Genomic DNA, 12,144 nt, shown 5'->3' with positions numbered 1-12,144 from the left:
CGTTTTGTCCAGGGAACTGTGGGCATTGCGGCCAACAGAAAAACAGCATTCAGTATCGGGATTGCAGTGTTCCCTGGCGCGGTTCCCGGAACGCCGCCGGGACATATCTGTCCTCTTTTGCGGCGGAACCGGTGATCGACCGGGTGTTATGGGTCCGTGTGGCATTGACGTCGCCACAGCAGGTAAGTTCAACGGCATCGAGCGGCAGGACATCGCTGTTCGATAACTCGACCGAAACGGCCTGTCCGATGGATGCGACCGAGACCACAATACGGAGCGAGTTGGCGTGGCCAACCAACTGCCCTTCAAGGCCTGCCAGCGGCCCACGTGCGATGCGCACCGGTGCACCGACGGCAAGATAAGGATGACGGCTGCAGGGGCGTCCACTGTTCAGGGAGAGCCGCAGGGAGGCAATTTCCGATTCCGCCACCGGCTCCGGCGAACCATTGGTTCCCAGCACCCGCACAACGCCGGCGGTTTCCAGCACCCGCACGCGATTCTCGACCGAAGGCACAAGACGCACAAACAGATAACCGCCAAAGGCCGGGAGATCTACGGCGCGGCTGCGATCCTTCCACTGATGGACTTCATGCAGCAGGGGAAGATAGTGCTCGACACCCTTTGCCGCAAGATCAGCGGCAACGCGCTGTTCATAGCGGTAACGAGTCTGCACAGCAAACCAACTGGCCCGAATTGTCGGAAGATGAGACATAAATCGCCTGTTTCGCTCTCGTCTTGCCGGGCTCTCGCCCTTATCGGCCACGGGGGAATGGCGGTTGCGGTGAATGTCTTCGGGGGAGGACGTTTCTGGTTATCGCCAGCGAATCAGCGGGTTGTGAACTGCGGCTTAGCGATCTCGCCGCTGAGCATGCCGTCGGCTGCGAGGCGATCATCGCTGATCTGCAGCCGGTGAAAGAGCCACTCGGGGTCGCTCTGAAGAATGTTGGCCAACTGGGCGCGAATGTCTCCGCTCGGCTGACGGAATCCGTTAATGATCCGGCTCAGATGGGCTTCATCGATGCCCAGCATCCGTGCCAGCCGGTTCTGACGAATTCCAGTGGTATAGATACGCAGCTTCAAATTGGGGTAAATGTCTCTGCTGAGGCTCACGTCGATTCACCTTCTGATGAGGTTGAGCTGTTGTGATTACTTTCGTGGTAAGCAACAACAAGTTCTTACTCTGACGAGGTGCAATCGGCGTGCCAAAACGAAACAGGCCACTTTGACAACATTTTGTTGATTTTTCGGGGGTATTTCGCGGCAAGATTTTCCCTGCTTTGGGAATATTTCCCAATTGATCTGAAACATTTACAGCCGTCCTTCGGGTTGCCTCTTGGCGCGGAGCAAAAAACGCCTCGCAAAGGTAACAATTGGCCGGTTACTTAAGCCTCAAATCGTTTTTGGCGGCGGTAACATGACACGAAAGTGGCTTTGTTTCAGCTGCCCGAAACCACTATCATCCCACTCATACGAACTTTGTGCCGGTGCTGGCTGCTGAATGGTCCAGCCGTTCAGACAAGATTTCGTGCGGATGAGTTCCGAATTCAACTACAGATTTTCGAGTCTGTTCTAGAGGTGATGTGTTGGGCCTGATCGTGCTTATTGGCGAAAATTCACTGACCCATGAGCCTCTGATCCGTCGCCTCGAGTCCGATGGCTTCAGTGTGGTCACTGTGCGCACGCTCGCGGAAGCGCGGGTACATCTGCGCGGGGTGACGGGGCCGGTCTCCGCCGTGGTCTCGAATGTGGGCATGCGGCGCCAGGCGGATCTCGACACAATTCTGGAAATCTGCGCGCAGCGGCCGCATCTAAAGCTGATTCTCGCGGTGCGCGAGCTGCAGCAGCTGCATAGTGAATTTCGCACCTCCCTGCGCGGTCTTCATATTCTGAAGACGGAGCTTGATGATCCGGCCTCGTACGATACGATTCGTGCCATTCTCGATATTCCAGCGCCGGTTGAAGACGAAGAAGCTTCCGCTCCGGGTGTGATCAGGGCGCCGGAGGCTGCGCCCTCGCAGCCGGTGCGCGACCGCCGCGCTACGGCTCTTCCGCATACCTTCGAGATTCAGCGCTACTCCGAATCGTTCCTGTCACGTGTCGGCATGGCCGATGTCCCCGTGCTGTTGCATGGAGAGACAGGCGTAGGTAAGGAAGTGATGGCGCGCAGGCTTTGCGCTTATTCGGCGCGCGCCAATAAGCCCTTCCTCAAGTTGAACTGCGCGGCATTGCCTTCAGAGCTGATCGAGAGCGAGCTTTTCGGGTATGAGAAGGGCGCATTTACCGGTGCCACGATCGACAAGCCGGGCAAATTCGAGCTGGCGCAGTCGGGTACGATCCTGCTGGATGAGATCGGCGACATGGATATTCGTCTGCAGGCCAAGCTTCTCCAGGTACTGCAGGATGGCGAAGTGCAGCCGCTCGGCAGCCGCCGCATTGTGAAGGTGGACGTTCGCGTGATGGCTGCGACGCACCGCGATCTGCGCCGCGCGATCAAGGAAGGCGCCTTCCGTGAAGATCTGTATTACCGCCTGAACGTAATCAATATTGTCATTCCGCCGCTCCGTGAGCGTCAGCAGGAGATTCTGCCGCTGGCCGAAACACTGCTGCGCAAGCATCTTCCGCCGGGCACAAAGGCGCCGGCGCTGACTCCGGAGCTGCGCGCGGTGATGATGGAGTATCAGTGGCCGGGCAATGTGCGCGAAGTAGAGAATGTGATGCGCCGTTATCTCGTCTACCAGGATGCGGAATTGCTGATCCAGGAGCTGGAGCTGGCGATCGTTCCGCCGGAGCCGGTTGTAGAAGCAGAAAAAGTTCCGGAGCAGGAGATGGTAGCTGCTGCTGCCGGTGCGAAGTCAGGCAGCGGTGCCAACCTCGTGACCATGGACCATCTCGAGCACACCTCCCGGATGGCGGAAACCCGCCTGTTGCTGGATGCGCTCGAGGCCACGCGGTGGAATCGGCGCCAGGCTGCGGCGCAGCTCAATATCGACTACAAGGCTTTCCTCTACAAGCTGCAGAAGTACGGCATTGTTGAGACCAAGGCCAAGCGGGGAGCGGTCGGCACGTAGCGGCCTGTACGGCTGCTTCGTCCGCGCGAGAGAGCCGGCGATGTTCAAGAATCTTCGGGAAGACTGGCAGACCTACGACCGCGACTGGTCGCGGCAGGGCATGTGGGTGATGGTGGTTTACCGCTTCGGGCGGTGGCGCTACGGCATCCGCTCCCGTTTCCTTCGCCTGCCGTTTTCGTTTCTCTACAAATTGCTCAAACCGGTCTCCGAAATTCTTACCGGCATTGAGTTGCCCTGTGAGGTCACGCTTGGCAGGCGCTTTCGCATCGACCACTTCGGCGGAGTCATCGTCAGCGGCGATGTGGTGATCGGCGACGACTGTGTGATTCGCAACGGTGTGACGATCGGCCTGCGCCATACTGGCGTTCGCGGTGCCCCGGTGCTTGGCAATCGCGTGGACGTCGGAGCGGGCGCGAAAATTCTCGGACCTATTCATATAGGCGACGATGTTGCCATTGGCGCGAATGCAGTTGTCATTAAAGATGTGCCGGCGAACTCCATCGCGGTCGGTATTCCGGCGCGGATCATTCCACGCAAGGAGCGGGAGGCCGATCATTCGGAGACTTTGCTGATGGCAGAGGGAGGAAAGAATCCATGAGCTCCCCTGCAATTTCCGTCGTGGTGATCGGGCGCGATGAAGGGCAGCGGCTGGTGCGTTGTCTCGACTCCCTCAAGCAGATTCGCGGGGTTGAAGACGGCGTCGAGATCGTTTATGTCGATTCGGCTTCAAAGGACGGCAGTCCCGAGCGCGCTGCTTCCTACGGCGCGGAGGTGATCGTGCTTCAAGCGGATCGCCCCTCCGCCGCGCTGGGCCGCAATGCAGGCTGGCGTGCGGCGCGCGGTGAGTACATTCTCTTTCTCGATGGCGATACGGTTTTGCATCCCGACTTTGTGCGCGAAGCGCGCGCGGAGATGGAAAAGGATACGACCGTTGCCGCGGTCTGGGGGCATCGCCGCGAGATGCATCCCGAGCACTCGATCTATAACCGGATTCTCGATCTGGATTGGGTATATGCGCCGGGAATCGTCGAGTTCTGCGGCGGCGATGTGTTGATGCGCCGCTCTGTGCTTGAACAGATGGACGGCTACGATGGAGAACTGATCGCAGGCGAAGAGCCGGAGCTCTGCCGGCGCATGCGCGCCGCAGGCTACAGCATTCTGCACGTCGACAAGCCCATGACCGGGCACGATCTGCAGATGACACGCTGGGGCCAGTACTGGAAGCGGGCTACACGCGCAGGGCATGCGTTCGCAGAGGTCTCGCGGCGATTCCGCAATACGGCCGATCCTTTCTGGGAAGGCGAACGACGCCGCAACCTGATACGCGGCGGCTTCTGGATGCTTTCGTTCGTGGTTGCTGTTGTGACCGGCATCGCATTCCGCACCGTGTGGCCATTCGCTCTCTGGGTGGCGATGCTGGCGGTATTGTCGCTGCGCTCTGCATGGAAATCTCGCTGGAAGTCGAATGATGCAGCCACGCTTCTGCTGTATGGAATCCATTCGCACCTGCAACAGGTGCCTATCTGCATTGGGCAGCTTCGCTATGAGTTCGATCGCCGGCGCGGCACGCGTCGCACTTTGATCGAATACAAGGAGCCAAGCGGCGCAAAGTAAGGTCTAATACGCATGCGCGTTTTTGAGCTGACTGCAACATTGCTCGTAGTATTTTTTGGCGTTGCGAGTCTGGTAAGCCGAAATCTGCCTCGCTGGATCACCGGACTTTTCGCCGCCGCGCTGGTAGCGGTGCTGATCGCGCACGTGGTGCGTGAGGGCATGCACTGGCAGATCATCCCTGTCTATCTCGCCTCACTCTGGATTCTTTTCCTTGTGCTCTCGCCTGTGCGTGGCTTGCGCTGGAGCGGACTGCTCTGTCTTCTCCTCGCGTTCGCGACGATTGCAGTCTCCTGGGCGCTTCCGATGTTCCGCCTGCCGAAGCCGACAGGGCCGTATGCAATCGGCACGCGCCTTTTCTATATGGTCGATGCAAGCCGCGCAGATGAACATGGATTTTCTCCGAGCGGACATCGTGAGCTCATGGTGCAGGTCTGGTACCCCGCAGTCGCAGAGGGAAAACTCGCCGTCTATCGCCGGCGCACCGAGACGACATTGCTTTCGTCATACCAGTCGGTAGTGCGCACCAGTTCCTACACAGACGCGCCGATGTCATCTGCAAAGCAGGCTTATCCATTGCTGATCTTTAATCCAGCATGGACAGGGCAGAGAACGCAGAGCACTTTCCTGATGCAGGAGCTGGCGAGCCACGGCTACATCGTCGCCAGCATCGATCACACTTACTATTCCGGAGAAGTGGCATTTCCCGATGGCCGTGTCATGGACTCACGTTATGCTCCGGAGCTTGCGAACTTCGCTCATTCGAATGCCGACGAGCAGCGTGCGATCGCCAATGGATTTGTGGCCACGCTGACACAGGACGATGTCTTCGTCCTCGATCAGCTCGAAGCCTACAACCGCGACCCGAAGAATCCGCTCTACGGCAGGCTCGACATGGGCCGGGTAGCCGCGCTGGGGCACTCGATCGGCGGAGCGACGGCGCAGGAGTTCGCCTATCGCGATCCGCGCGTGCGTGGAGCCCTGAACCTGGATGGCTGGACGCTTGGTGAAATCGCACGCTCCGGTTTGTCCAAGCCGTGGATGCTGATCTATGAGGGGAATTACGACGAAAAGCTGATTCCGCCACTCGATCCGAAGAGTCCGGAAAGCGACAAGCAGTACTGGCTGATGAACCAGGAAGACATCGCCGCTGTCGATGCCAGCCTGAAACGTTATGGCGGTTATCGCCTCTTCATCGATGGCACGAGCCACTGGAATTTTTCGGATAAAGCGATCTATTCACCGCTCAGGAAGCTCTCGACAGGAGGCGACATCGATCCGCGCCTGGCATATCGCATTGTCGACCGCTATGCTCTGGCATTTTTCGAGCAGCTGTTCGACGGTAAACAGGATCCTATTCTCAGAGAGTCTTCGGGCGTTTCACCTGCCGCGCGACTTGAGATATGGAAGTCAAAGTCTTAATCGGCCAGCTCGCGCGAAGCGAGTAGAATGGGTGAGCGCGGCCAGCTACGAGTCTAGAAAATATGAGGAAGCATGCCTATGTTCCGGATCCCACTCCCCTCCCGGTCGGCGTCGCCCATACTTGGTATCGCAATGGCATCCCCTTACAGCGCCGGCGGTTTCTCGCGTCCGCAACCCAGGGTCGTGAGTGCGCCAACTCTTCCTCCACGGCGCAGGAAAGCCTCTTTGTGGATCGCTGCGTGGGTGCTCAGCATTGCGCTCACGCTGGTGTTTACGACACGCCTTAAGGCTGCTCCCGATGTAGTATTCTTCGGTGATTCGATCACCGAGATGTGGACGCTTCCCGCGGTCAACTTCGGCATTTACGGCAATACGACCGGCCAGATGCTTTCGCGATTCAACGATGTCACTGACAGCTACTTCACGCGCGTGGTGTTACTGGGCGGTACCAATGACGTGCTTACAGGTGTCGATCCCGCTACTACCATCGGCAATCTGCATCAGATGATTCAACGAGCGCTGCAGAAAAAGATGGAAGTATTGGTTGGCACGATTCCCCCCATTTACCAGGACAATGGATCGCTATTGCCAAAGGTGGATGCTCTGAACCGGCAGATTGCTCAGGAAGTCAATCGCTGGAAAGACAGTGGTGCTCGCGTGCGACTGGTGGACTTCAACGAGTCGCTGCAGAATTCGCGCAATGGATTCGCGATTGACGGCGTGCATATGCGCCGCCGGAACTACGTAAGAATGGACCTGAAGCTGCTATCCGTGAACAACATCTTCTTTCGAAAGAATTAAAGATCACGCGTGAAAAAGAGATCAATTGTTGCCGTTCTTCCCTCGCTGCTTTTGCTTTCCCTGTCGGCCCGTGCGCAAACGACGATCACCGTAGATCCCGAGCATGTGATCCACGCGCACACGGAGAAGCCAGGCGCAAACATGGGCACGCCGACGAGCTATGACTCCGGCATGATCTACAAAAACCTGTTGCTGCCGGGCAATGTCGGCGGTGAGGGAGCACTGCTGCAGCAGATGTGGCAGGTGCAGGAAGGCGGGCATCCGCTTTCGGCCACGAAGTTCAATACCAATATCAACAACACGCAGTACGACCAGGTGCCGGCAGACTGGTGGAAGGGCGCGAAGCTCCACGTCGTGCAGTCCTGCGGCCCGGACAGCCCCGATTGTTCGAAGGGCGGTCCGGAACTGGACTGTAAGGCAACCATCACCGGCAATACCAAGACAGGGACATCGCCCAACGGCGCGACTTATAGTTTTGCCCCGGCGTGCGCGGCCCCGATCGCAGTCGGAGACCTGGTGGTGCTGACTCAGAAATTCTCTCCGCTGAACGAAGCACAGCTTACCTCGGGCAACTGGGGAGTTACGGCAGCGGCGGCGGATGGCGGCCACATCTCGGAAGAGTCCGATGACGTTTGCGGAGGCTGCGGTGCCTCCAGCTATAAGCTCGATGTCAGCCATGGCGGTACGGCGACTCTGCGTTTCCTGATGGACAACATGGAAGTGGGCGGAACCTTTGTGAACCGCTTCCGCCGCCTGAACGGCAACTACATTCTGAAGTTCGCAGCCAAGCAGGTTTCCGGCTCGACTCTCCTCTCGTTTGAGGCGAACCGGCAAGGTGGCTTCCATTGCGGTCCCTATCGCGCCAATCTCACCTCGGAATGGGCGATGTACAGCGTGCCTTGCAAGATCGAAGAAGGCGCGATGACGCAGAACAACTCGCAGATACAGGTTCAGTGGACGGCCCAGCAGGGTGGAATGGTGTACCTGGACAATCTCGACTTCGAGAAAGCGCCAGAGACAACAGATTCGTCCAACACGACGATCTTCAGCGATGCGTATGTGCATGCGCTGAAGAAGACGTTTGCCTCGGGCAGCCCGGGGAATCCTGGTACGCTGCGCTACAACCCGTCACCGGACTCGGAGACGCTCGATAGCTGGATCCTGCCGGCAAATGCCCGGCCGATGACGGCCAATGGCGTTTCGCAGACCTTTTACACCTCTGGCACGGGCGACACCTCTCTGCAGGACTTCCTGCATCTCTGCGAAACATTGAAAGTCGACCCGCTGGTGATTGTTCCCATTACCTTCACCGCGGCGGATGCCAAAGGGCTCATCGATTTTCTCTACGGAGACAAGAACACTGCCTACGGCGCGAAGCGCATCGATCTCGGCGGTCCGGCTGCCCCTGGCGGATACGCATCTGTCTTCCATACCATCCATCTGGCGTTTGGAAACGAGAACTGGAATGGAGGCTTCGTGGGGCAGGCAATTGGCTTCCGCTTCGCGAAAGAAGGCAAAGGCAGCGCGTACCAGGACTACACCTCGCGCTTCAACACCATCGCGACCGCGATGCGTGGCGTGCCGAGCTATCGCAGAAAGCAGACGGAGCTGATCATGGGAGTGCAGACGGCCATGAGCGGCGCCTACATTGAAGATGTCGCGCGGGATGGCCATCCGGATGCCATCGAGCTTGAGCAGTACACGCAGGGCGAGGTGAACGACGATGCCACGCCGGAGCTGCTCTATCGCCCGGCCTTCGCGGAGGCCTACGTAAACATGCACCAGGCCGATTCGGCCCATGGCGTCTACCAGACGTGGAAGGCAATCGAGGCGCAGAAGACCTGCGGCGCTGACCACGCCACCCAATGCAAGGCCAATGTCTACGAAGAGAACAACGGAACCGAGGGCGGCAAGGCATCGCAGTCATCGATGAACGGATTCGCAGGCGGCGGCGCTTATGGGGTCATCACCTTCAACCAGTTCCTGCAAAGCATGGAGGTGGGTGACATCATGACGCAGGATCTCTACGAGCTGACCGCGTATTACCAGTTCGGCGCGTCGAAGTATTACAAGATCTTCGGTTCTGCGATCGACTACGGTGGAGCATGCAGTTATGAAAATCGCGCCATCTTCGGTGGGGATTACTGCCCGCGTCCGACCATGCTTGCAATCGAGCTGGCGAGCAATCTTGTCGTCGGTAAGATGATCGGCTGCTCTATCTCGGGGACGGTGGGCGCCGCGCCTTACGATCTGCCGGCGAATCACAATGGCATCAATCCGCAGAAGGGCGTACCGACGATCTACTCATACTGCTTCCAGTCCGACAAGGACCCCAATAGCTACGCCATTGCAGTTGTGAACGAGAGCCTCACGAAGTCCTATCCCGTATCCTGGGCGGGCGCGGGCGCACCGGGCAAGAGCGTGAAGCGCATCCGGTTGGCCCCGGCAAATCCGTATGACACGAACGAGGCTCCGCAGAACTGGGTAACGAACACAACGCAGGCGAAGGTGAGCCTCAAGACGGATGAGGGACTGGACGTCAGCAGCGGCGACACGGTTCCGCCGGACAGCGTGTCCGTGTATCTCTATTCCGCTTCCGGGCGCTCCCACTGAGCGCTCGCATTGCGGTCTTTAAGCACCAGCATCAGAACTGCGGCAATGCAGAGGGGCAGCAGAGATTTCGTAATCTTGGTCGGCATCACTTCCTCGATGTATCGCGGCTGAATGCTCAGGATGACAGCCAGTACAGCAAAGGCGAGTACGAAGTAGTTGCTCTTCACGCGCCCGATCAGCCGTGAGATTCCTGCACCCGATCGCACGGTGAATCCGGTGGGCTGTTCAGGGGACCGAAAGATGGACATAGCGGCGAAGAGCGAAATGAGAAGCGTGTAAGTAGACCAGCGCCCCCAGTCATGCGCAATGATGTAGAGCGGCGCGGAGATGACCAGCGTGATGCCGCAGAGCATCGCCATGCGTGCAGCAACTCCCTCGGGCAATAGCCAGCAGAACAGCACCATCCCGGCCAGGTAGGTCATCCCCAGCCCGGCAATCATGTATTCAGTGAAGCGGATATCCGCGGAATCCTTGGTCCGTTCATGAATCTCCTGCCGCAAAAGCTCGCCAAGCGGAGGCGTTACATCCGGTTCCAGGTGGATGGTGCGTTGCACATGAACGCCGATGCCTGTGTAGGTGGAGTTTCCATTTGCATTCGTCAGGCGGGTGACGCCGCCCAGCAGCACGGCGACAATGACAGCCATGATGCCCAGTCGCATCACTGCGCGCACGCGGTAGAGAGCAGCGAGCAGCAGAGCCGGGGCGATGAGGAAGACGGATGCCTCGTGAATGCCGGCATTCAGGCCGCATGCGGCAATCGCGATTGCCAGGCGAACTCCGGTGCTCTGCGAGCGCTGCATCAACACGAAAGCGGCGACGGCGACAAGCATGCACACCTGCATGGGATCGCCGGCAGTCTGGAAGAGAACGCCCGTGATGCCTCCGGCAAATACGATGGCTGCGACCGCTGCATGAGCAGTGGAGAGCGTACCGGAGTTTGCAGATAGAATCTGCCTGCCCACGAGGAAGATCAGGCAGAAGAGAACGAGGAAAGCGAAGAGATTGATGCAGAGCAGACTCGCTCCCGCTGGCTCGAGCAATCTCGTGATGCTGCCGAGGATCGCGCGTTTATGGAAGCCGTCGCGAAAGTTCACCAGATAAAAATTGACCCAATACATGTCGATGAGTCCGGTTCCCTTGCTCAGGTTCTCCGTTCTCACCGTGCGCAGGGCAGAGGCCCATAATCCGCACAGGCAGAACAGGAGAAACCGGATGGGGGAACATCTGGTGGCAGCAGCAAAAGCTTTCATGCGACAGGTCTCGATTCTAAGAACTGATTAAACGATGACTCGCCGGAACCGGAAGCGAGCGGTTGGTTCCGGAGCCTGCACGGCCCCGGCGACTTCTGTCGGGCGAAGGGATTGTCCCCACCCCAGCAGGAGAAAGAGCATCGTGTAACTGGGACCACCCAGGTATACCGTGGTGATGGTGAGCAATATCGATGCGATACCGCCAGCAATGCAAAGGGCAAAGCAGATATCGATCCTCTGCTTGAACTTGCGGATCGAGAGAAGAGTCATCAACATCACATCCGCGTTGAGCAGGATAAAGGTCCACAGCCCAAGCTTGCCCTGCGTCACCTGAAGATAGAGGAAGTGGTTGTCGATGGAAGCCTGACCCTCGGCCTTGGGGAAATTGACGATGCCATAACCAAACAGGCCGCCCTTCTCGACGATGGGCTTGTAGGCGTCGAGCAGCATGCGACGGTAGATAGCGTTTTCCTGATCCTGGTCCTTGGCGCTGGAGAGATCGCCCGCCGTATAAGCCTTGGCCTTGACGTAACCCGCTGTACCGCCCGCGATGCAAAGAATCGCCGTGAGAATGGCGGTGAGCTTCATGTTCTTGGCTGTGCCGATCCGGGCAATCAGCCAGCCGAGGATGCCTCCGAGCAGCGGCCCGCGGGAGATGGTCATGTAGAGCGCGGCGGCAATTGCCAGCATCACGATGGTTGACTTGCGCACGCGCAGGTATTTCTTTTCGTCGCCTTCGAGCTTCTTGACGTAGCGCAGCCAGAAGGCGAAGAGAAGCGCAGGACCGAAGATCATTCCGGCCAGTTCGGCCTTCATGTAAGGGCCTGCGACGCGCACGTGCCCACCGCGCAGCTGATTTCCGAAGATGGCTTCGTTTGGAAAGAGGTGGTTGAGGGTGCTCACGAAAAGATTGTTGCCCATGCGGAATTCCCACACGGAGATCACCGAAACGATAAGGACCAGCAGGACGAATCGTTTGGTGAGGCGCTCGCGAACGCCCGGCTGTTCTGCGATGAGCCTGCCGATCAGGTAAGGGCCGGCACCGGCCCGGATGCTCGCGACGAGCACAAGACCCGCGTTCTGCAGGGTCGTATGAGAAGCCTCTGAATAGAACTCGCCCAGGAAGAAAATCGCCAGCAGAACATCCGCCGGCGTCAGCTTCAGCTTCCGTAGCTCGAAGATGACGATATAGAAAAGGATCGGGAGCAAGGCCGCGCCCGCGAAAGTGAGGGGCGGCAGGTGCGGGATATCGAGACTGTAGAACTCCGGCAGCATCAGGAAGCAAAGCAGCCAGACATTGATGACGGCATCAATCACCGAATAGCGCTTGATCTGATAAATCGATGCTAGGAGCGCTACAAGGACGATGATCTGCATTG

10 protein-coding genes are annotated in these 12,144 nt (G+C 58.4%); 6 read left to right on the top strand and 4 right to left on the bottom strand.

The window, feature by feature from the left end; all coding sequences use genetic code 11:
- Window positions 1–49: 49 nt before the first annotated feature.
- Window positions 50–673, bottom strand: a complete 624-nt coding sequence (nusG, locus tag LJD29_RS07205) for a transcription termination/antitermination protein NusG (RefSeq protein ID WP_446745072.1) — start codon at window positions 671–673, stop codon at window positions 50–52.
- A gap of 152 nt (window positions 674–825) precedes the next feature.
- Window positions 826–1,110 (bottom strand): helix-turn-helix domain-containing protein, encoded by a 285-nt coding sequence (locus LJD29_RS07200; protein WP_446745071.1) that lies wholly within the window; start codon window positions 1,108–1,110, stop codon window positions 826–828.
- A gap of 470 nt (window positions 1,111–1,580) precedes the next feature.
- Here LJD29_RS07200 and LJD29_RS07195 point away from each other — a divergent pair, with 470 nt between their 5' ends.
- From LJD29_RS07195 to LJD29_RS07170, 6 genes are all read left to right on the top strand, one after another.
- Window positions 1,581–3,068, top strand: coding sequence for a sigma-54 interaction domain-containing protein (locus LJD29_RS07195; RefSeq protein WP_446745070.1), 1,488 nt, complete (start codon window positions 1,581–1,583; stop codon window positions 3,066–3,068).
- 40 nt (window positions 3,069–3,108) lie between these two features.
- Window positions 3,109–3,666 carry a serine O-acetyltransferase gene (locus LJD29_RS07190; protein WP_446745069.1) on the top strand — a complete coding sequence of 186 codons (558 nt, stop codon included), beginning with the start codon at window positions 3,109–3,111 and terminating at the stop codon, window positions 3,664–3,666.
- Entirely contained in the window at window positions 3,663–4,682 is a 1,020-nt protein-coding gene (locus LJD29_RS07185) for a glycosyltransferase family 2 protein (RefSeq protein WP_446745068.1), read from the top strand. Before LJD29_RS07190 ends, LJD29_RS07185 begins: the two co-directional genes overlap by 4 nt.
- Window positions 4,683–4,694: 12 nt before the next feature.
- Window positions 4,695–6,101, top strand: coding sequence for an alpha/beta hydrolase family protein (locus LJD29_RS07180; protein WP_446745067.1), 1,407 nt, complete (start codon window positions 4,695–4,697; stop codon window positions 6,099–6,101).
- Between the two features lie 225 nt (window positions 6,102–6,326).
- The gene (locus tag LJD29_RS07175) at window positions 6,327–6,902 is read left to right on the top strand and encodes a GDSL-type esterase/lipase family protein (protein ID WP_446745066.1); all 576 of its coding nucleotides are present in this window, start codon (window positions 6,327–6,329) and stop codon (window positions 6,900–6,902) included.
- 9 nt (window positions 6,903–6,911) lie between these two features.
- On the top strand, window positions 6,912–9,515 hold the full coding sequence (locus LJD29_RS07170; protein WP_446745065.1) for a hypothetical protein: 2,604 nt from the start codon (window positions 6,912–6,914) through the stop codon (window positions 9,513–9,515).
- Here the strand turns inward: LJD29_RS07170 and LJD29_RS07165 are convergent.
- Both LJD29_RS07165 and LJD29_RS07160 read right to left on the bottom strand, forming a co-directional pair.
- A complete protein-coding gene (locus LJD29_RS07165) occupies window positions 9,488–10,765 on the bottom strand; it encodes a hypothetical protein (protein WP_446745064.1) in 1,278 nt (425 codons plus the stop codon). The two genes, LJD29_RS07170 and LJD29_RS07165, sit on opposite strands and share 28 nt — an antisense overlap.
- A 27-nt stretch (window positions 10,766–10,792) precedes the next feature.
- Complete coding sequence (locus tag LJD29_RS07160) at window positions 10,793–12,142, bottom strand: hypothetical protein (protein WP_446745063.1); 1,350 nt, start codon at window positions 12,140–12,142, stop codon at window positions 10,793–10,795.
- Window positions 12,143–12,144: the final 2 nt, after the last annotated feature.

This window comes from Silvibacterium acidisoli (assembly GCA_022870745.1).
Lineage (GTDB): Bacteria > Acidobacteriota > Terriglobia > Terriglobales > Acidobacteriaceae > Silvibacterium.
The sequence above is the reverse complement of the archived record's forward strand: the minus strand, read 5'-3'. Positions and strand labels throughout refer to the sequence as shown.